The organism is Sphingomonas astaxanthinifaciens DSM 22298 (assembly GCF_000711715.1).
Lineage (GTDB): Bacteria > Pseudomonadota > Alphaproteobacteria > Sphingomonadales > Sphingomonadaceae > Sphingomicrobium > Sphingomicrobium astaxanthinifaciens_A.
In genome coordinates this window covers 223,033-242,980 of sequence record NZ_JONN01000001.1, presented here as the reverse complement: position 1 = coordinate 242,980, position 19,948 = coordinate 223,033, and the positions used below count along the sequence as shown (strand labels likewise).

At 67.7% G+C, this 19,948-nt stretch carries 22 protein-coding genes and 1 other RNA gene; 5 read left to right on the top strand and 18 right to left on the bottom strand.

Going from position 1 to position 19,948, the window contains the following annotated elements:
• Positions 1–8: 8 nt before the first annotated feature.
• The gene (locus tag BS69_RS0101215; RefSeq protein WP_211248093.1) at positions 9–1,166 is read right to left on the bottom strand and encodes an isovaleryl-CoA dehydrogenase; all 1,158 of its coding nucleotides are present in this window, start codon (positions 1,164–1,166) and stop codon (positions 9–11) included.
• 88 nt (positions 1,167–1,254) lie between these two features.
• On the opposite strand from BS69_RS0101215, the gene BS69_RS0101210 reads away from it, so the two are divergent.
• The gene (locus tag BS69_RS0101210) at positions 1,255–2,448 is read left to right on the top strand and encodes an acetyl-CoA C-acyltransferase (RefSeq protein WP_029940168.1); all 1,194 of its coding nucleotides are present in this window, start codon (positions 1,255–1,257) and stop codon (positions 2,446–2,448) included.
• Here BS69_RS0101210 and BS69_RS0101205 read toward each other — a convergent pair.
• The 7 genes from BS69_RS0101205 to BS69_RS0101175 form a co-directional block, all read right to left on the bottom strand.
• Positions 2,445–3,104 carry a hypothetical protein gene (locus tag BS69_RS0101205; protein WP_029940167.1) on the bottom strand — a complete coding sequence of 220 codons (660 nt, stop codon included), beginning with the start codon at positions 3,102–3,104 and terminating at the stop codon, positions 2,445–2,447. The two genes, BS69_RS0101210 and BS69_RS0101205, sit on opposite strands and share 4 nt — an antisense overlap.
• Complete coding sequence (locus BS69_RS0101200) at positions 3,101–3,307, bottom strand: helix-turn-helix transcriptional regulator (protein ID WP_029940166.1); 207 nt, start codon at positions 3,305–3,307, stop codon at positions 3,101–3,103. Before BS69_RS0101200 ends, BS69_RS0101205 begins: the two co-directional genes overlap by 4 nt.
• 50 nt (positions 3,308–3,357) lie before the next feature.
• The gene (locus tag BS69_RS0101195; protein WP_029940165.1) at positions 3,358–3,831 is read right to left on the bottom strand and encodes an SH3 domain-containing protein; all 474 of its coding nucleotides are present in this window, start codon (positions 3,829–3,831) and stop codon (positions 3,358–3,360) included.
• Complete coding sequence (locus BS69_RS0101190; RefSeq protein ID WP_029940164.1) at positions 3,831–5,237, bottom strand: NAD(P)H-dependent flavin oxidoreductase; 1,407 nt, start codon at positions 5,235–5,237, stop codon at positions 3,831–3,833. The genes BS69_RS0101195 and BS69_RS0101190 overlap by 1 nt, the downstream gene beginning before the upstream one ends.
• Before the next feature lie 118 nt (positions 5,238–5,355).
• A complete protein-coding gene (locus tag BS69_RS13455) occupies positions 5,356–5,742 on the bottom strand; it encodes a glycine zipper 2TM domain-containing protein (protein ID WP_051676419.1) in 387 nt (128 codons plus the stop codon).
• Between the two features lie 81 nt (positions 5,743–5,823).
• Positions 5,824–6,663, bottom strand: coding sequence for a carboxylating nicotinate-nucleotide diphosphorylase (gene nadC, locus BS69_RS0101180; protein WP_245605080.1), 840 nt, complete (start codon positions 6,661–6,663; stop codon positions 5,824–5,826).
• Between the two features lie 32 nt (positions 6,664–6,695).
• Entirely contained in the window at positions 6,696–7,541 is an 846-nt protein-coding gene (locus BS69_RS0101175) for a metallophosphoesterase family protein (protein WP_051676417.1), read from the bottom strand.
• A gap of 75 nt (positions 7,542–7,616) precedes the next feature.
• Here BS69_RS0101175 and BS69_RS0101170 point away from each other — a divergent pair, with 75 nt between their 5' ends.
• Entirely contained in the window at positions 7,617–8,684 is a 1,068-nt protein-coding gene (locus BS69_RS0101170; RefSeq protein WP_029940160.1) for a phosphotransferase family protein, read from the top strand.
• Positions 8,685–8,772: 88 nt separating this feature from the next.
• Here BS69_RS0101170 and BS69_RS0101165 read toward each other — a convergent pair whose 3' ends face one another.
• The 8 genes from BS69_RS0101165 to ssrA all read right to left on the bottom strand — a co-directional run bounded on the left by BS69_RS0101165 (position 8,773) and on the right by ssrA (position 16,840).
• Complete coding sequence (locus BS69_RS0101165; RefSeq protein ID WP_029940159.1) at positions 8,773–10,935, bottom strand: M3 family metallopeptidase; 2,163 nt, start codon at positions 10,933–10,935, stop codon at positions 8,773–8,775.
• 128 nt (positions 10,936–11,063) lie between these two features.
• Complete coding sequence (locus BS69_RS0101160; protein ID WP_029940158.1) at positions 11,064–11,594, bottom strand: NUDIX hydrolase; 531 nt, start codon at positions 11,592–11,594, stop codon at positions 11,064–11,066.
• Positions 11,595–11,608: 14 nt separating this feature from the next.
• Entirely contained in the window at positions 11,609–12,292 is a 684-nt protein-coding gene (locus BS69_RS0101155) for a TPM domain-containing protein (RefSeq protein ID WP_029940157.1), read from the bottom strand.
• Positions 12,286–13,122 (bottom strand): TPM domain-containing protein, encoded by an 837-nt coding sequence (locus tag BS69_RS0101150; protein WP_029940156.1) that lies wholly within the window; start codon positions 13,120–13,122, stop codon positions 12,286–12,288. The genes BS69_RS0101155 and BS69_RS0101150 overlap by 7 nt, the downstream gene beginning before the upstream one ends.
• A complete protein-coding gene (locus BS69_RS12980) occupies positions 13,119–13,595 on the bottom strand; it encodes a TPM domain-containing protein (RefSeq protein ID WP_037504295.1) in 477 nt (158 codons plus the stop codon). The genes BS69_RS0101150 and BS69_RS12980 overlap by 4 nt, the downstream gene beginning before the upstream one ends.
• A gap of 4 nt (positions 13,596–13,599) precedes the next feature.
• Positions 13,600–14,196, bottom strand: coding sequence for a LemA family protein (locus BS69_RS0101140; RefSeq protein ID WP_029940155.1), 597 nt, complete (start codon positions 14,194–14,196; stop codon positions 13,600–13,602).
• A gap of 66 nt (positions 14,197–14,262) precedes the next feature.
• Positions 14,263–16,377, bottom strand: a complete 2,115-nt coding sequence (locus BS69_RS0101135; protein ID WP_245605079.1) for an amidohydrolase family protein — start codon at positions 16,375–16,377, stop codon at positions 14,263–14,265.
• A 95-nt stretch (positions 16,378–16,472) separates the two neighbouring features.
• Positions 16,473–16,840: a transfer-messenger RNA gene (gene ssrA / locus BS69_RS13865) on the bottom strand.
• Between the two features lie 91 nt (positions 16,841–16,931).
• Between ssrA and BS69_RS0101130 the strand changes: the two genes are divergently transcribed.
• From BS69_RS0101130 to BS69_RS0101120, 3 genes are all read left to right on the top strand, one after another.
• The gene (locus BS69_RS0101130; RefSeq protein WP_029940153.1) at positions 16,932–17,222 is read left to right on the top strand and encodes a hypothetical protein; all 291 of its coding nucleotides are present in this window, start codon (positions 16,932–16,934) and stop codon (positions 17,220–17,222) included.
• Between the two features lie 90 nt (positions 17,223–17,312).
• Positions 17,313–17,948, top strand: a complete 636-nt coding sequence (locus tag BS69_RS0101125) for an NUDIX hydrolase (RefSeq protein WP_029940152.1) — start codon at positions 17,313–17,315, stop codon at positions 17,946–17,948.
• A 26-nt stretch (positions 17,949–17,974) separates the two neighbouring features.
• Positions 17,975–18,682, top strand: coding sequence for an extensin-like domain-containing protein (locus tag BS69_RS0101120; protein WP_029940151.1), 708 nt, complete (start codon positions 17,975–17,977; stop codon positions 18,680–18,682).
• Between the two features lie 88 nt (positions 18,683–18,770).
• Here the strand turns inward: BS69_RS0101120 and BS69_RS0101115 are convergent, their stop codons facing one another.
• Together BS69_RS0101115 and BS69_RS0101110 are read right to left on the bottom strand one after the other, a co-directional pair.
• Positions 18,771–19,046 carry an SWIB/MDM2 domain-containing protein gene (locus BS69_RS0101115; protein ID WP_029940150.1) on the bottom strand — a complete coding sequence of 92 codons (276 nt, stop codon included), beginning with the start codon at positions 19,044–19,046 and terminating at the stop codon, positions 18,771–18,773.
• A gap of 78 nt (positions 19,047–19,124) precedes the next feature.
• On the bottom strand, positions 19,125–19,931 hold the full coding sequence (locus BS69_RS0101110; RefSeq protein ID WP_029940149.1) for an LD-carboxypeptidase: 807 nt from the start codon (positions 19,929–19,931) through the stop codon (positions 19,125–19,127).
• Between the last annotated feature and the right edge of the window lie 17 nt (positions 19,932–19,948).

The window sequence follows — 19,948 nt, the reverse complement described above, 5'->3', positions numbered from 1 at the left end:
AGCCGAGCTTACGCCCCGATCAGCTCGCGTCCGATCAGCATCCGGCGGATTTCGTTCGTACCCGCGCCGATATCCAGGAGCTTGGCGTCGCGCATGAAGCGCTCGACCGGCCAATCCTTGGTGTAGCCCGCGCCGCCGAGCGCCTGGACGGCCTCACCCGCGACCTTGAACGCGCTTTCGCTCGCCAGCAGGATCGCGCCCGCCGCGTCGAAGCGGGTAGTCTTGCCCGCGTCGCACGCCTTGGCGACCTGGTAGACATAGGCCCGCGCCGAATTGAGCGCGACATACATGTCGGCGACCTTGGCCTGCATCAGCTGCTGCGCGCCGATCGGCTTGCCGAACTGCTTGCGCTCGCGGACGTAGGGGATGACCACGTCGAGACAGGCCTGCATGATCCCGAGCTGGATCCCCGCGAGCACCGCGCGCTCATAGTCGAGCCCGCTCATCAGTACCCCGACGCCGCCATTTTCGGGGCCCATGACGTTCTCGGCCGGAACGAAGCAGTCGTCGAACACCAGCTCGGCCGTCGGGCTTCCGCGCATCCCGACCTTGTCGATCTTCTGGCCGATGGAGAAGCCCTCCATGTCCTTCTCGATCAGGAAGGCGGTGATCCCGCGGCTGCCGGCCTCGGGCGAGGTCTTGGCATAGACCACCAGGGTGTCGGCATAAGCCGCATTGGTGATCCAGAATTTGGTGCCGTTGAGGCGATATCCGTTGCCGCTCTTCTCGGCTTTCAGCTTCATCGAGACGACGTCGGAGCCCGCCCCGGCCTCGCTCATCGCCAGCGCGCCGACATGCTCGCCGCTGATCAGCTTGGGCAGATACTTGCGTTTCTGCTCGTCATTGGCCCAGCGGCGGATCTGGTTGATGCAGAGGTTCGAATGCGCGCCGTAGCTGAGGCCCACCGAGGCCGAGGCCCGCGCCACTTCCTCCTGCGCGACGACGTGTTCGAGATAGCCGAGGCCGAGCCCGCCCCACTCCTCCTCGACGGTGATTCCGTGAAGGCCGAGCGCTCCCATTTCCGGCCACAGCTCGATCGGGAAGCGATCGTTGCGATCGATCTCCGCCGCGATCGGCATGATCCGGTCGGTCGCGAACCGCTGGGTGGAATCGCGGATGGTGTCGGCCATCTCGCCGAGGTCGAAATCGAGCATGGGTGCGGACATGGCCAAGGCGCTAGCAGAGCCCCCGAGGCTTGGACAAGCCGACCGGAATGCTTATTGCAGTGCAACATTCTTCCACCGGAGTCCGTCCATGGCCACCGCCGCTTCCGATCCCACCGTCATCCTTTCCTACGCCCGCACCCCGATGGGCGCGATGCAGGGCGCGCTGGCCGACGTCAGCGCGACCGAGCTCGGCGCCACCGCGGTCAAGGCCGCGGTCGAGCGCGCCGGGGTCAGCGGCGACCAGATCGACCGGATCTACATGGGTTGCGTGCTGCCGGCCGGCCTCGGCCAGGCTCCGGCCCGCCAGGCCGCGATCAAGGCCGGGCTTCCGACCTCGGTCCAGGCGACCACGGTCAACAAGGTCTGCGGCTCGGGCATGCAGACGGTGATCATGGGCTCCGAAGCGATTCTCACCGGCAATGCCGACGTGATCGTCGCGGGCGGCATGGAGAGCATGACCAACGCTCCCTACCTTCTCAAGAAGCATCGTTCGGGCGCGCGTCTGGGTCACGACACGGCCTACGACCACATGTTCCTCGACGGGCTCGAGGACGCCTATGAGGAAGGCCGCGCGATGGGCACCTTCGCGCAGGACACCGCCAACGACTATCAGCTCACCCGCGAGTCGATGGACGCCTATGCGATCGAGAGTCTCGCCCGCGCCAAGGCGGCGATCGACGGCGGTGGCTTCGCTGACGAGATCGTGCCGGTAACGGTGAAGAGCCGTAGCGGCGAGACCATCGTCGACACCGACGAAGCCCCCGGCCGCGGTCGCCCCGACAAGATTCCGCAGCTCAAGCCCGCCTTCGCCAAGGACGGGACGATCACCGCCGCGACCAGCTCGTCCATCTCTGACGGCGCGGCGGCGGTTGTCCTGACCCGCGAGTCGATCGCCCGCGACAGGGGCCTCGCCCCCGTCGCCCGGATCGTCGCCACCGCCGCGCATGCGCAGGCCCCGGCCGAGTTCACGATCGCTCCCATCGGCGCGATCCACAAGGTCCTCGACAAGGCCGGCTGGTCGATCGGCGAGGTCGACCTGTTCGAGGTCAACGAGGCCTTCGCCTGCGTCGCCATGTTCGCGATGAAGGACCTCGGCATCGGCCACGACAAGATCAACGTCCACGGCGGCGCCACCGCGCTCGGCCATCCGATCGGCGCGTCGGGGACCCGAATCCTCGTCACCCTCCTCAACGCGCTCAAGCAGAAGGGCCTGAAGCGCGGCGTCGCCAGTCTCTGCATCGGCGGCGGCGAAGCCACCGCGGTGGCGGTCGAACTGGTCTAGCGCGGCGCGAGCATTCCGCGCCGACCGACCGCGATGAAGACCGCGAGCAGGTAGAGCGCGAAAAAGGCGGCGAGGATTTCGAGCGGGGCCAGCGGCGCGGTGAAGCCGAGCTGCGCCGCCGCCGACTTGCCGCCGACCACAACCAGCAACAGCAGGAGCATGATGCTACTCGCTTCCTTGGAGGCGAGCCGCATCATCTCGTCGCCGACGTGGCGGTAGCGGATGCCGAGAAAGACGAGGGTCGCGGCGGACGCGGCGGCAATCAGTCCGGCCAAGGTCGGGGACAGCGGCCCGGCCGCCCCCTCCGCTCGCGCCAATCCGAGCGAGCCCAGCAGGACCGCGACCGCCAGGAACGACAGGCTCCCGACCACCAGCGCCTGCCGCTGCTCGGCAATCTCCTCGGCATCCTCGACGTTTAAGGTCCTTGCCCCGACCCCCGGCACCAGCGTCCCCAGCCCGACGATCGCCGCCATCAACGCATAGACGAGCGCGGTCGCCAGCGCGGCCAGCCGCCCGCTGTCCTGAAGCAGGCCGTCATGCCGCTCGAGCAGGGTCAGCATGCCGATCATCGCCGCGGCGCCGACGGCTCCCCCCAGCACCAGCTGGACGATGGCTTTGCGGATCTTGGCGTTGGAGGTCTGCGGCGGCGACATCATGCTTCCGGCTCCCAGGAATCGAGGAACAACTGGTCGACCGGCACCGCGAAGAGTTTCGCCATGCGCAGCGCCAGCGGGAGGCTCGGGTCATATTTGTCGGTCTCGACCGCATTGATCGTCTGCCGCGACACGCCGAGCCGACGGGCAAGTTCGCCCTGGCTCCATCCGGCCTGCTCGCGCCAGTCCCTGACCCGGTTCTCCATGAGCCCCGGGGTATGACAAACATGTTTGACAGTCAAGAACTCTTTACAGGCTAGTCGTCGACCTGCTCACCCGGCGCAACGCCCCATAAATCGGCGATCCGGATGCTGCCTTCGCGCTTGCCGATCTGGATGTGGCACCAGCTGCCGTCACAGTCGCTGACGCGGCCGATCACGCCGGGCTCGACCATGTAGCGGATGCGGCTGCCCTCGCTGGGCTGCGCATGGACCGGGCGCGGCGACGTACCAGTCACCAGCGCGGTGCGGCGATCGCTCAGCATCGTCCGCAGCATCCAGCCCTTTGCGCCCTCGCTGTCCTCGATCAGGCGCCAATTCTCGAATCGCTTGAGCACGCGCACCGGCAGGTCGCGCCGCTTGTAGAGCCATACGCCGGGATAGGTCCGCGCCGGGCCCGTCCGCATCATCGCCTCGCCGCTGGCCAGGCTCGCCCAATAGGGCACGGGCTTGTCCTGCGCCGCCGCCGCACTGGCCAGTCCCAGCAATGCGAGCCCGAGCAGCGCCTTCATCACGCGCCGGTCCGGATCCGGTCCACCAGCTGCTTCACCGTCGGGACGAAGCCGTTCGAGTAGAAGGGATCGGTCTTGAAGCGGAAGGCCGCATGGCCGGCGAACATGAGGTTCTCCTCGACCGGACCGCCGTGGGCAATGTCCTGCAGCGTCTTCTGGATGCAGAAGCTGCGCGGGTCGGCGAGCCGGCCGGTCGAGTTCTTCTCATTGTCGGCCCAGCTCGAGAAGCTGCACTGCGAGAGGCAGCCCATGCAGTCGGCCTGGTCCTTGCGGATGATCTTCTCTTCCTCGGGCGTGACGAAGACCAGCGTGTCGTCGGGGGTCTTCATCGCCTGCGTGAAGCCCTGGCCATACCATTCGCGGGCATGCTGCAGGTCGCCCTTGGTGACCCAGTAATTCTTCTTGGTGCCGATCCCGACGTCGAGCTCGAAGGCGTGGTCGCCGACGCTCTCCTTGGTGAAGGCGATCTGGCGCTCGCTGCGCGCTTCGAGATTGCGCAGGAACGGGTTGCGCACGGCCGACGAGTAGAAGCCGGTGGGCGAGAATTTATGCAGGAGGACGTCGCCCTCCTCCAGCGTCATCAGCCGCTGCTTCCACTCGACCGGGATCGGGCTTTCCTGCGTGAGGAGCGGCCGGGTGCCGAACTGGAACATGATGCTCCCAAGCTCGGGATTGTCGATCCAGTTCTCCCACTCGTCGAGCCGCCAGACGCCGCCCGCCATGACGATCGGCACGTCGTCGCTGATCCCACCCTCGCGCATGACGGCGCGCAGCTCGGCGACCCGCGGATAGGGGTCCTGCGGCGCACGGGGGTCTTCGGCGTTGCTGAGGCCATTGTGCCCGCCGGCGAGCCACGGATCCTCGTAGACGACCGCGCTCAAGAGGTCCGCGACCTTGCTGTAGGCGCGCTTCCACAGCGCGCGAAAGGCACGGCCCGAGCTCACGATCGGGAGGTAGGAAACATTGTACTGCGCGGCGATCTCGCTGAGCTTGTAGGGCATGCCGGCGCCGCAGGTGACGCCCGCGACGAGGCCCTTGGTCCGCTCGAGCACGCCGTGGAGGACGTGCTGCGCGCCGCCCATTTCCCACAGCACGTTGATGTTGATGGCGCCCTTGCCGCTGGCGATGTCATAGGCCTTGCGGACCTGCGCCACCGCGCCGTCGATGGCATATTTGATCAGCTCTTCGTGCCGCTCGCGGCGGGTCATGCCGCTGTAGACCTGAGGGACGATCCGGCCTTCGGGATCATAGCTGTCGGCGTTGACCGCGCTGACCGTGCCAATGCCGCCGGCGGCGGCCCAGGCGCCCGAGCTGGCATGATTGGTCGCGCTGACACCCTTGCCGCCCTCGACCAGCGGCCAGACCTCGCGGCCGCGGTACATGATCGGCGACAAACCCTTGAACACGTTAAAGCACTCCTGAATTGGTTGACCGGCCTATAACGGACGTGCGGCCAGCCCCAAATGGAAAAAGGGCCACCGGGTCCAAAGCCCGGCAGCCCTCTCTCGTCAGCAACGGCGGTGCTTAGTAGCGATAGCCGTAATTGTTGTAGCGGTAATTGTTGTAGCCGTAGTTCCGGCTCTTGCAGCTGTCCTTGTCGATCTTGCGACCGAGCAGGGCACCGACCGCACCGCCGATGATCGCACCGGTCGTCCCGCTGCCGCCGCGGCGGTTGCCGTAATAGTCGTAGCGGCTGCGGCCGGCGCTCTTGCCGATCTGGTTGCCGACCACCGCACCGGCGACACCGCCGACGATCGTGCCGGTCGTGCCCGAGCAGCGATTGCCGCCATAACCGTAATAGGTCTGGCCATTATAGCCGCCATAGGGGCTCGGATAATATTGCGCGCTCGCGGCGCCCGGGATCGCGACCAGCGAGACGGCGGACGCGGCGAACAGAAACTTCTTGAGCATGACAGGCTCCTTTCGTGTGGAGACCTGTCTGGACCTCGGGCGCTGACACCCTCCTGAACCGCGGCGTTCGCCTTCGTTCAGCTAGATTAACGCGAAATCAAGCCCGATATCGACCGCCGGCGCCGATTGGGTGATCCGGCCGACCGAGATGAAGTCCACCCCGGTCTCGGCGATCGCCCGGATGGTGTCGAGATTGACCCCGCCCGAAGCCTCGAGCGGCACCCGCCCGGCGACCAGCGCCACCGCTTCGCGCAGCACCGGAGGCGGCATGTTGTCGAGCAGCAACCGCTCGGCCCCGGCGGCAAGCGCCGGCTCGATCTGCGCCACCCGGTCGACCTCGACCTGGACCTGGAGCCCGGTCTTCGCCGCCTTGGCGCGCGCCACCGCGGCCTCGACCGAGCCGTTCACCGCGACATGATTGTCCTTGATGAGCAGGCCGTCGTCGAGCCGCAGCCGGTGATTGTGCGCGCCGCCCATGCGGGCCGCATATTTCTCGAGCAGGCGAAGCCCGGGAATGGTCTTGCGCGTGTCGAGCAGGATCGCCCCGGTGCCCGCGATGACATCCACATAACGGCGGGCCAGCGTGGCAATTCCCGACAGATGCTGAAGCGTGTTCAGCGCCGAGCGCTCGGCGGTGAGCATCGCCCGCGCCTGCCCCTCGAGCCGCATCAGCACCGTTCCTGCCGGCACCCGCTCGCCATCGCGGACCGGAGTCTCGATCCCCACCGCGGGGTCGAGCCGACGGAAGAAGGCCTCGGCGAGACAGATTCCGGCGACCACGATCTCCTCGCGGCAATTCATCGTCGCGGTGAAACGAGCCTCGGCGGGGATCGTCGAGGCCGAGGTGACGTCGCCGCCCTGCCCCATGTCCTCCGCCAGCGTGCGGGTGACGAACGCGTCTGTGTCGAAACCGTCGATCATGGCTACGCTCATGGCGGCTGGCAGTGCCGCGCTCAAGCCTCGGCCGGATCGGCGAGCACCGGTGCCTGTTCCCAGCCCTGCGCGGACTCGACGAAGCGGGTCGGCTGCGCGGCTTCGAAGGCGCTTCCGGTCCAGCGCTTGAGCCCGATCGTCACCTCTTTCGGCGAGACCTCGAGGAGGTTGAAGCTCTGTTCTTCCTCGCGGGTCCGGACCGAAGTGGCGGTGCCCGCCTGGATGACCAGCGCGCCGCCCGCGCGGGTGACCAGGTCTCGGGCATAATGGGTCGAGGCGCGATGATTGTGCCCGGCGAGCAGCAGGTCGATCCCGAGCTCATGGACCGCGTCGAGCGCCAGTTCCTGCCGGCCGATCGCCTTGCCGATGATCCCGGCATCGTCGACCGGCAGCGCAAACAGCGGATGGTGCGTGACCAGCACCTTCAGCGCATCGGCTGGCGCCTGCTCGAAATGGCGACGAACGAAATCGAGCTGTTCGCGATTGACCCGCCCGTCCTTGATCGTCAGCGAGCGCGCCGTGTTGAGGCCCAGCACCGACACGCCGGGCAATTGATGCCACGGACAGAGCGTCCCATCGACGAACTTCTTGTACCGCGCGAGCGGCGAGAGAAAGCGCCGAAGCACGTCGTACAGCGGCACGTCGTGATTGCCGGGCACCGCCAGCACCTCGTGCCCGGCCTCGTTCAGCCGTTCGAGGAAGCGCCCTGCGCGCTGGAACTGCTCGGTCCGCGCGCGCTGGGTGAAGTCGCCGCTGATCACCACGAGATCGGGCCTCGCGGCGTCCACTTCCTGCTCGAGCGCAGCGACGATGGTCTCGTCATGCGCACCGAAATGAAGGTCGGAGAGATGGGCGATCTTGGCCATGCGTCCCCAACCGTCGCCGCCCCGACTTGTTGCAGCGCATCTTGTCACTCGTCGCAGGCCGGTCGATGGAAGGGCATGGACCGTACCACCGCCAACACCGGCACCCGCGACGTATCCGAACGCCTCCGCTTCGACGAAGAGGCGCTTACCGCCTGGATGGAGTCGAACGTCGCCGGCTACTCAGGTCCGCTCGCCATCAGCCAGTTCAAGGGCGGCCAGTCGAACCCGACGTACAAGCTCGACACGCCGGACGCCTCCTACGTCCTGCGCCGCAAACCACCCGGAAAGACGCTTCCCGGCGCCCATGCCGTCGACCGCGAATATCGGGTCATGGACGCGCTCGGTCGCCAGGGCTTTCCGGTGCCGCGCGTCCATGCCCTGTGCGAGGACGAAAGCGTCATTGGCACCGCCTTCTTCGTCATGGACATGGTCCCCGGGCGGATCGTCTGGGAGGCGCAATTCCCCGGGCTCGACCGCGCCGCGCGGGCCGCCCACTTCGATGCCATGAACGCGACCATCGCCGCCCTGCACAGCTTCGATCCCGCGGCGATCGGCCTTGGCGACTATGGCAAGGCCGGCGGCTTCGTCGAGCGCCAGGTCGCGCGCTGGTCCAGGCAATATCTGACCGATGTCGAGGCCGGCCGGAACGAGGACATGGACCGGCTGGTCGACTGGCTCGGCAAGCACCTCCCGCCCGACCGCGGCGAAGCGCGCGTGATCCACGGCGACTATCGCTGCGACAACATGATCTTCGACGCCGAAGCACCCGAGGTCCGCGCGGTGCTCGACTGGGAACTCTCCACCCTCGGAGATCCCGAGAGCGACTTCGTCTACCACTGCATGATGTACCGGATGCCGGCCGGCATTTTCACCGGCCTCGCCGGGCTTGACCTGCCAGCGCTCGGCATCCCCAGCGAAGAGGAATATGTCGCGGCCTATTGCCGCCGCACCGGTCGCTCGGGAATTCCCGCATTCGACTATCTGATGGTCTTCAACCTCTTCCGGCTGGCCGCCATCATCCACGGCATCAAGGGCCGCCTCGCCCGCGGCAATGCCTCGAGCGCGCACGCAGCGGAAAGCGCGCGGGCGCTCGAGCCCCTTGCCGCCATGGCCTGGGCGCAGGCGGAGCGGGCGAGGCTATAAAAAGCCGTCGTCCCCGCGGAGGCGGGGACCTCAGGCAAGATCGTGCGAACCGCCCAAGGTCCCCGCCTCCGCGGGGACGACGTGCCTTCTAGTTCACCGGAAACCCGCGCCGCTTGAGCAGCGCCGTCACGTCCGGATCGCGCCCGCGGAACTGGCGATAGGCCTCGGCCCGGTCGGTCTCGTTGCCGGTCTGAAGCAGGATCGTCCGGAAGCGGTCGGCGATCGTCTTGTTGAACGGATCGCCGGTCTCCTCGAACGCTGCCCAGGTGTCGGCGTCCATCGTTTCCGACCACAGGTAGCTGTAATAGCCGGCCGAATAAGCGTCCGAGCTGAACAAATGCCCGAACTGCGGCAGGCGGTGGCGCATCACCATCTCGCGCGGCATGCCGAGCTCGGCCAGCGTCGCCTTCTCGAACGCATCGGGATCGACGTCGCCGCCCGGCAGCAGGTGCAATTTCATGTCGACGAGCGCCGAGGAGAGATATTCCACCGTCGCGAAGCCCTGGCCGAAGGTGCTCGCCTTCTCGATCTTGGCGACCAGGCTCTGCGGCATCGGCTGGCCGGTCTTGTAGTGCTTGGCGAAGCGGTCGAGCACCGGCCGCGTCAGCAGCCAGTTCTCGTTGACCTGGCTCGGATACTCCACGAAGTCGCGCTGCGATCCGCCGAGGCTCGGATACTTCACGTCCACGTTAAGATAGTGGATCGCGTGCCCGAACTCGTGGAACAGGGTCGAGGCGTCGTCGAGGCTGACGAGCACCGGCTCGCCCGGCGCGGGCTTGTTGAAATTGTTGTTGTTGCTGGCGAGCACGATGTCATCGCCGGTCAGGCGCGCCCGCGACCGATAGGTGGTCATCCACGCGCCCGAGCGCTTGCCCTCGCGGCCATAGGTGTCGAGGTAGAACAGGCCCACCGGCTTGCCCGCGCGCGTCACCTCGAAGGTCCGGACGTCCGGGTGGAACACCGGCACCGCGCCCGTATTCTCCTTGAACTCGAGCCCGTAGAGCTGGCCGGCCGACCAGAACATGCCCTGCACCAGGTTATCGAGCTGGAAATAGGGTTTGATCTCCTCTTCCGAGAGATCGTACTTCGCCTTGCGGACCTTCTCGTTGAAGTAACGAGTGTCCCACGGCTCGACCGTCTTGACGCCCTCGCGCCTGGCGAACGGCGCCATGTCGGCGACCTCTTCCTTGACCCGCGCGACCGCCGCCGGCCACACGCGCATCATCAGCTCCATCGCACGGGTTGGCGTCTTCGCCATCGTGTCCTGCATCCGCCAGTGCGCGTGGGTGGGATAGCCAAGCAGCTGGGCACGCTGGCTGCGCAGCTTCACGATCTGCTTGATGATCGCGTTGGTGTCGTTGGCATTGCCGTTGTCGCCGCGATTGACGAAGGCGGTCCAGACCTTCTGCCGGAGGGCCCGGTCGGTGCCGAAAGTCAGCACCGGCTCGACCGCCGAACGGGTGTTGCGGATGGCATAGCTGCCCGCCGGCAGGCCCTTGTCCTTGGCGACGCTCGCCGCCACCGACTTCACGTCGGCGGGCACGCCCTTCATCTCGGCTTCGCTCGCCTGGATGAACGTGCCCTCGTCGGCCAGCAGCTTGGCGTTGAAGTCGCTGAACAGCGAGGCGAGCTGCTGGTTGTAGCCCGACAGCTGCTGCTTCTGCTCGGGCGAGAGCTTGGCACCGTTGCGGACATAGCCTTCGTAGGTGCGGGTCAGCAGCCGGGTCTGCACCGCGTCGAGGCCGAGGCTGGCGCGATTGTTGTAGAGCGTCTCGATGCGCTGGAAGAGCTTGGGATCGAGCCGGATCTCGTCACTCGCAGCCGAGAGCTTGGGGCTCCATTCCTTGTCGAGCGCCTGGATTTCGGGCGTCGAGAGATTGTCGGTGTAGACCCCGAAGATCGAGCCCACGCGGTCGAGCCGGCGACCCGCCTTCTCCATCGCCTCGATCGTGTTGGCAAAGGTCGGCGCCTCGGGATTGTCGGCGATGGCGCGATATTCGCGGCGCTGCTCGTCGATCGCGAAGGCGAAGGCCTCGGGGAAATCGCTGACCTTGACCTTGTCCCACGGCGGCACCCCGCCGAAGCCGCCAGTCCAGTCGGCGAGCAGGATGTTGTCGGGAACGGCCGGTGCCGCGGCCACGGGCGCGGCCTCGGGGGCGGTCGCCACGGTCACCGGCTCGGCCGCCGGAACGGTCGCGCAGCCGGCGAGAAGGGTAAGCGCCGAGCCGGCAAGAAGGGCAGGAAAACGCATTGGGGGAATAACCTCGTCATGGTTGCGCAACGGTCCGTGCCGCCGTGCGGGTCCGCTGCCAAGATCGCGTTCGACGAACGGCAGCAAGGCTTTGTCCTGACGCCCCGCGCCTGAACCTCGCCTGTCGCCTAAGCACCTGAAGTTGCAAGGAGAAAGGGAGCAAGCGGAAGCAGCAGCTTGACGTCCATCGCGACCCCCGCCGCCCGCCTCGCGGCGACAAAGGCGGCAAGGTCGGGCTTGCGCACGAGATGAACGATGATTTCCTCCTCGCCCGCGACCCCGCCGCCTTCGCCCACCCGGCGAAGATCGTGGGCGGTGACGAGGGTGAAGCTTTCCCGAAGCATCCCGGGCGATGCGTGAAAGTCGCCGAGCCGCTCGATCCGGCCCGCGGTGAAGCCGGTCTCCTCCTCGAGCTCGCGGATCGCCGTCTCCTCGATTGTCGCCCCGTCATCATGGTCGCCGACCAGCCCCGCGGGCAGTTCGAGGCAGCGCCCGCCGACCGCCGCTCGCGGCTGCTCGACCAGCACCCATTGCCCCTCATGCTCGGCGAGGATGACCACCGCGCGGATGCCGTTCGTCCGGCCGGCATATTCCCAGCGGCCCTTGCGGCACGCCTCGACGAAGCGGCCCGACCACATGGTCTCGGGCGGAAGACTCAAGTCGGGGTCGCCGCTCACAGCTCGATCAGCTTGTCGGGGATCTCGTTGGTGTCGGTGCCGGTCTTGGGGAAGTGGCGGGTCAGGACTTCCCCAACTTCGCGCACAGCGAGGACCATGCCTTCGCCGGGGCGCCCGGCGCGGATTTCGGCGATGAGCTCGGCCATGGCGTCGCCCCAGCACTCGGGCGTGGTGGCCTTAGTCACCGCTTCGTCGGCGACGATCTCGGCCCGGCGCTCGGCCAGCGAGAGGTAGATGAGGACCGCGGTCCGACCCGCGGTCCGGCGCTCGGCCGCAGCGCGGAACAGGGCGATCGCCCGCCGCCGTACTCGCCGGGTCTTGGTCGCGCCGGGAGTCAGCGCTAGCCGGAGCGGCCGCCAGCGCATCACCAGCATGACCCCGAGGAACTTCATGGTGACGAGGATCAGTACGGTCACCAGCAGGCGGCCGGTCGGGACCTCCTGCTCCCAGGCCCCGCCGAACAGCCGGTTCGCGAGCCCGGAAAGGAAGGTCGTCTGCCACGCGCAGAAGGCGATGACGCCGAGCATCGCGGCGACCGCCCAGTGCAGCGCGACATCGTGATAGCTGTCGCTGTCGGCACTGACGATGGTCAGGATTTCGCCGTCGCTCTGCGCCTCGGCGGCAGCGATGGCCTGGCTGACCCGGGCATGATCCTCGGGCGCGATGCGCAGGCTTACCATGATCCCGACGCTCCCCCGCCACCGAACGATCCGCCGCCGCCGGAGAAGCCCCCGCCCCCGCCAAAGCCGCCGCCACCTCCGAAGCCGCCACCGCCGCCCCAGCCGCCGCCGCCACCGCGGCGCGAGGCGTGATTGAGCATGTCGAGACCCCACAGGACCACCCACGGATCGACGCCGCCGCGCCGGCTGCCGCGATAGCGCCGACCGCTGGCGCGCCGCGCGAAGGACAGGAGGACGAAGAAAAAGATCATCGCGACGAAGATGCCGGGCACGGCACTGACGCTGTCATTGGAGGCGCGACGCTTCGCCTCCTGTGCTTCCACTTCCTGCAGCCGCTTGGCTGCCTCGGCGGGCGGCAATTGCATCTGGGTGGCGATCTGGTCGACGCCGGCCTCGATGCCGCCGGCCATGTCGCCTTCCTTGAAGCGCGGCGTGATGGCGTTGCGGATGATGACGCTGCTCATCGCATCCGTGAGGAAGACCCGCGCGCCATAGCCGGTTTCGATCCGCACCTTGCGCTCGTTCGGCGCGACGATGAGGAGGACGCCGTCGTCCTTGTCGGCGCTGCCGATCCCCCAGGTCCGGCCGAGCCGATAGCCGTAATCCTCGATGGTCCGTCCCTCGAGGCTGGGAATGGTGGCGACCACCAGTTGCCGGCCGGTCTGCTTCTCGAGATTTTCGAGCTTGAGGACCAGGCCCTGCTCCTGCGCGGGGTCGAGCAGATTGGCCTCGTCGACGACTCGGCCCGTCAATTTCGGAAAGGTCTGCGCCGTGGCCGGGACGACCATCAGGAGCGCGAGCAGGAGCCCGAGCAATGCGCGCAATCTCATTGGCCGATGTCCTGTCCAAGCACGTCGAGGCCGCGGCCGATGGCGGCGGCCGCTTTCCCCGCCTTGAGATCGGCCTGCATCGCCGAGGCGACCGCCGCTTTTTTCTCGGGCGCCAGTTCACCCTCGATCCGCACTGCCGCCTGTCGGGGATCGACCAAGAGGAGCAGCGGCCTGTTGGCGGCGGAAGAATTGCTGACCGCCCAGCCGATCCGCTCCATACTGTCGCCGCCGGCCGGGACCAGGGTCACCACGAAGATCGAACGGCCACCGGCGATGCGGGCGGCGATCGCCTGCTCTTCCGCAGGGGAAAGCACCTGAGCGGTGTCGATCACCCGGCCCTTTGCCTGCACCTTCACGACCCTTGGTGCCGCCTGCGCGCCCGTCGGATCCGCTTCGCGCAGCGTCTCGCCAGCGGGCCCCTTGCCACAGGCGAGGAGCCCGGCGGCGAGCGCCACCAGGACGAGCGCGCGCACCGTCTTACTGGGCGTTGAAGTCGACCGTGGGCGCGTTCTGCGCGCCCGCCGAAGCCTCGAACGGCACCTTGGGCTTGGCGCCGTAGAAGACCTTGGCGCCGATCGCGTCGGGGAAGGTACGGATGCGGGTGTTATAGCTCTGCACCGCCTCGTTATAGTCGCGCCGGGCGACGAGGATGCTGTTCTCGGTCCCTTCGAGCTGCGACTGCAGGGTCAGGAAGTTCTGGTTGCTCTTGAGGTCGGGATAGGCCTCGAACGTCGCGAGCAGCCGGCCGAGCGAACCGCCGAGCTGGGTCTGCGCCTGGTTGAAGGCGGCGACCTTGGCCGGGTCCGACAAATCGTCGGCATTGAGCTGAACCCGGCTCGCATTGGCGCGGGCCTGGGTCACCTGGACCAGGACGTCGCGCTCCTGGTCGGCATAGCGGTCGACCGTGCGGACGAGGTTGGGCACGAGGTCGGCGCGGCGCTGATATTCGCTTTGCAGATTGCCCCACTTGGCGTTCACATTCTCCTCGGCGGTGGGCACCGAGTTGAGGCCGCAGCCGGCGAGGCTCACGGCGGCAAGCGGCGCAAGAAGGCCGAAGCGGCGAAGTGCGGTCATATGCGTCAGGTCCCCTTAAATCCCGTCAGGTGCCTTACGTAAGTGGGACACTGCCGCGGTTCAATCCTACTTCGGTCGTCCCGTGTAGCCGGCCGCCTGACGCAGCGCGTCGGCGTCCATCGCCACCCCGTCGCTGACCACGGTCACTGTCCGGCGAAGCGCGCCGAGGTCCTTGGAGACGTCGCCGTCGACGAGGACGAGATCGGCTTCCTTGCCGACCGCGATCGAGCCCGTCCGCTTGTCGGCGCCGACCAGCCGGGCGACATTGATGGTCGCGGTCTGGAGCGCCTCGGCCGGCGTCAGGCCAGCCTGGCGGTAGAGCTCAATCTCGCGGACCAGCTCCATCCCCTCGCCGTCGGTGCCCGCGACGATCGGGATCCCGGCCTTGTGCATCGCGCCGACCAGCTCGACCATCTTGGCGAAGCTCTTGCGATAGTCGTCGCGGGTGAGATTCTCCTTGAGCGGATAGCCGCCGGCCCGGAAGCCGCGCGCGACCAGCGGCGGGACGACGTCGGCATAAGCGGTGTAGGAAGGCGCGGGCACGCCGCCCTCGGCGGTCAACTGGCTTTCGAATACGACGAGGGTCGGGTCGACCGTGGTCCCGCGGCGCTTGAACTCGGCCAGCGCGTCGCGGACTGCGGGCGTGTTGAGGTCGAGGTCCTTGGCATATTTGGCCGGCCCTTCCATCCGCGCCGCGGTGTTGGACTTGTCGACCACGGCCTGCGGCATCCACTGCATCACGATGAAGTTGAGGTGAGTGACCTCGTCATAGCCGGCGCGGACCGCGTCGAGCGGGCGCATGCGGGCGGGGACATGGCCGCTGACATGCATGCCGAGCCGGTGCGCCTCGGCCGCGGCGGGAGCGATCCAGGCGGGGTCCATCGAGGTGTAGAATTTGACCCCCCACAGCCCGGCATCGTGAATTTTGCGGACCGCGGCGATCGCCTCGGCGGCGCTGGAGACCGTTTCGGCCCCCTGCGCGGCGAGCGGATCCTTCTTGTCGACGATCGCCTGGACCCAGCCCTCGCCCATCACCAGGCTGCCGTCGGCACGGCGCTTGGCGACGTCGACCGCGCGGTCGATCTCGGTCCCGGGCGAACGGAAGCTCGTCATCCCCGCCGCCATGTTGGAGAGGAGCTCCCAGTCGCCGCCGATGTGGCGGTGCGCGTCCCAAAGGCCGGGGACGAGGCTCTTGCCGCGGCCGTCGACCCGCCGCGCACCGGCCGGCGCGGCGATGCTTCCGGCGGCGCCGATCCGGGCGATCTTGCCGCCTGCGACCAGCACCGACTGGGCGGGAACGAAGCGGCCGGCGTCGGCGTCGAACAAGGTGACATTGTCGAACAGGATCGGCGACCGGTCGGGATTGGCGAGGAATGTCGCCGCCACCGCCTTGATCGCGGCGGCTTCGGCCTTCTCCTGGATCGGCTTCAGGATCGGCGCGGCGGCCTCCCAGCCGGCCGGCAGCGTGTTGATCCAGCTGACGATCCCGAAGGGCTTGTCGCCGTCGAGCCAGACCGCGGTGGGCGACATGCCCAGCCCCTTCATCCAGCCGAGCTCGACCTGCCTGGTCGCGCCGCCGGGGCCGGTGACCGTCTGCTTAATGCCCGTTCGCTCGAGCGTCGCGCGGCCGGTCGGGAGGAGCGGCAGGCCCGCCGGCCCGGCCTTGATCATCTGCTCGACCAACAGGTTGCCGAGCGCCGAGGGGCCATAGCTGTCGATGTAGAATTTGCCGGCCGCCCCCGTCGCCGAGCCCGTGTCGGCGCTCGACTTCCAGCGAGCCGAGCCATCGGCGGCGAGGACGAAGGTTTCGGCCGCATCGCCCGCCGGGCTGACCCCGCGAATGACGATGCTGGTCGGATTGCCGTCGGGGCCAAGCTTCACCACCGCGTCGGTCTCGGTGATCCAGCCGCGCAGCGACTGGCTCTGGCGATAGGCGATGCTCCCGTCGGGCAAGGTCCAGCGCCAGGTGTCGCCATGCTTCGCCGAGGAGGAGGCGATGGTCCAATGGTCGGCACCCGCGGGCGGGACCAGCAATTGCTCCTTGGGGACGGGCACGGTGGCGGGCCCCGGAGGATCCTGCGACAGGCCGAGCGGGGCGCCGGTGCGCCCGGTTTCGAAGGGATGCGCCATCAGTGCGGCGGGCGTGGTGGCGAGCAGCAGAGCGGCAACGGCAAGGCGCATGGTTCGGACCCCCTCGAATGAGGGCCGGAAGCTGACACGCCGCGGACAAGAAGGAAAGTGGGAGGCTTCTGTTGCCCGGTGCCTCCCGTACCGCTGGAATCCGATTCTGTTGCCCGGTTCGGTCCAACCGCGCTTAAGCTTTGTAACTTCTGACCGTTAGGCCGTCAGTTACGCAGCAATCGCGAGCGCCTCGTTATCGTTGGCACTTGTGAGAATGACGGTTTTAGGGCCTGTCCAAGCCCGCTGGCAGTAGATCCTTTACCACACCCGTCGATCCTGTTTCGCCCCCATCAGCAACGGCGTGTACCCGGGTCCCCGCTCAGTCCCTATCACGCCGCTGCTGGTGGAGGCGCCGGGGTACTGCCCCCCGGGTCCGAAGTGCTTATTTCAACCCACACTCTACCAGCATAGTCGGTTGCCCGACGTCCCTTATGTAGGTGAAGCGGAGCGTTTTTCCAAGCTTGGCGTGACGGAACCGAAAGGATCCTACTGGCGTTTGGCGCCTCCAAGCGGATAGAAGAACCGCGTCTCATAACCATAAGGGGAGATAGATTATGAAGAAGATCAGCTTCGCGCTCGTTGGCGCCGCCGCCCTCGCTCTGGCCGCCTGTGGTGGCAAGGGTGACGACTCGCTCGGCGAGAACGTCCAGGAGAATTACGAGAACGCCGCCGAGAACCTCGAGGCCGCTGCCGCCAACACCGGCAACGCCGCCGAAGCGGACTCGCTGCAGAACCAGGCCGATGCGCTCAAGGCCGAGGGCGACCGCAAGGAAGACGCGATCGACGACGCCGACGTCAACGCGCAGAATGGCGCCGAAGCGGCCGCTGCCGTCAACGCGATGTAAGCCAAGCCTTCATTGGCTTTGCGGAAAGGCCGGTGCTCCTCGCGGGCGCCGGCCTTTTCTTTTAGAGAACGCGCGCACATGTCTCTCGCCATGTCGGACAACGAGGCCATTCCAGCCGCCACCCTGGTGGTGATGCGCGAGACCGGGGGCGCCGCGCCCGAACTTCTGATGGTCGAGCGGCCCACCACCATGGCCTTCGCCGGCGGCGCGATGGTCTTCCCGGGCGGACGCATCGACACCGCCGACTGGGAGGGCGCGGACGAACTCCTCCATGCCGCGGCCCGCGCCGCCGTCCGCGAGACGGCCGAGGAGACCGGGCTCTCGATCCGGCTCGACGAGCTCGTTTCCTTCGCGCGCTGGCGGCCCGACAATGTCAGCCACCGGCGCTTCGACACCTTCTTCTTCCTCGCCCCCGCGCCAGCCGACGCCGGACCGCTCGTGCCCCAGCCGGGCGAATGCGAGCGGGCGCTGTGGGTGACTGCCGCCGCCATGCTCGAAGCGATCGCGACCGGCGACGCGCGGGCGATCTTCCCCACCATCCGCAATCTCGAGCGGCTGGCCCAGTTCAGCTCCTTCGCCGAGGCCCGCGCCCATGCCGAAGCGCATCCGGTCGAGATCATCAGTCCCTGGATCGAGGAAGCGGATGGCGAGCGCTGGCTGACCATCCCCGGCCATCTTGGCTATCCCGTCACCCGCGAGCGGCTCGACATCGCGCTTCGCGCCTGAATCGCGCCGGTCGGCGTTAGGCGGCGATGACCTTCGCCCTTCGCCTGTTCCTGCTCCTGACGTTCCTCGCCGTGGCGGCCATCGAGATCGCTGCCTGGATGCAGCGCCACCGGCAGGACCTTCCGTGGACCGAGCTCGATCTCGCGGCATCGCCCGGCCGCTTCACCGCCGCCCGGATCGCCGACCTGGGGAGCGATGCCCCGCGCTGCCGGGCGCTGCTGGCGGCGGCCGGCAATCGCAGCCGCCCCGCGCCCGACCGGATCGCGGGCGCCGACTGCGGCTATCGCGACGGCACGCTCGTCGCGCTCGATGCCGCGGCCTCGCCGGAAGGGCTCGTGACCAGCTGCCCGGTCGCTGCGGCCATGTCGGTGTGGGAGCGCCAGTTGCAGGTCGAGGCCCGCGCCCGGCTCGGCACCCGCGTGACGCGGTTGATCCACGCCGGAAGTTTCTCCTGCCGGCGCCTCTACGGCCGCGATCAGGGGTCGTGGAGCGAGCATGCGACCGCCGACGCGGTCGATATCCTCGGGTTCGCGCTGGCCGACGGGCGAACCGTCTCGGTCTTACGCGACTGGCCCGACCAGGGGCCCCGCGGCGCCTTCCTGCGGAGTGCCCGCGACGCAGCCTGCAGCGCCTTCACCACGGTCCTCTCGCCCGACTACAATGCGGCGCACCGCGACCATCTGCACCTCGACACCGCCGATCGCGGCGTCGGCGGTTGGCGGGCCTGCCGCTGAGCGGACGCCCGAGTCGCCCTCGGGACACGCAAAAAAAGGGCCCGCCGCGACCGGCGAGCCCTTTTCCGCGAAGCGCTGAGAACAGCGCTTACGAAAGATGCTTGGACAGGTGCTTGTTCATCTCGAACATGGTGCAGCGGTCCTTGCCGAAGATCTTCTTCAGCTTGTCGTCGGCGACGATTTCCCGCTTATTCTGCGGATTCTGAAGGTTGTTCTTGCGGATGTGATCCCACACCTTCGAGACGACTTCGCTGCGCGGAAGCGGGTCCTTGCCGACGATCTCAGCCAGATCCGGCGACGGAGTCACCGGACGCGCAAGACCGCCCCCTGCCTTACGCCCAGTCCCGCTCGATTCCTTTGCCATGTGGCCCTCCTGTTGTTTCGCGAAGGAGATAGAGCGCAAAGCGAGGGGCTCTGCAAGAGTATCTCAAGAGAGAGACAATCAAGCGTTGCGCGAAGGAAACGGCACAATCCTGTTAAGGCTATCGTGACCGATGTCGGCGCGGCCCGCGTATCGCACCCCCGCGCGCTCGCACCAGTGCCGCGCGACGGCTTCCAGTTCGATACCGAAGGGCCGGTCATTGTCCCGGACCAGGCATCGTCCGAGGCGCAGCTGGCGGACCGCGGCGAAGCCCGGCTGCGAAGAAACGTGGAAGAGGAAACGGTCGATCCGGTAGAGTTCCTCGTCGACTTCCTCGATCAGCAGCTCGGCCCCGTTGAAGTCGGGTTCGAGCGGCGTTCCCATCAGGCTCGACAGGACGACGAGGTTGAAGGCCATGGCCGGCCCGTCGAGGCCGGGCTCGAGCGCTTCCCGGTCGCCGGACGCGAGCCATGCCAGCGCGCGGCGCACTGCCGCTTCGCCGCCCTCCCGGGCGACGTCCTGCACCATCGGCCCATGGGCGACCCGCAAGCCCGCCTTGTGAAGCGCGGCCAGCAAAAACCCGCCGTCGCTGTAGCCGAGATAGGTCTTGGCTCTTGCGGCAGCGGGGAGGTCATTTGCCGCCGCCACCGCAATACGGTTGGAGCCATAGCCGCCCCTTGCGAACCACACGGCGTCGATGCCGGGGTCGGCCATGACCTCGCGCAGGGCAGCGAGCCGGTCTGCGTCGGGTCCGGCGAAATGGCCATCCTCGAGAAAGCATTGCGGATGCACCACCAGCGTCACCCCCGCCGCCGCCGCCAGTTCCTCCACCCGTGTCGCCGCGTCGCGCTTGAGCGGGCAGCTCGGCGCTACCACCGCAATCCTCATCGCCCCTCCGATTGCCT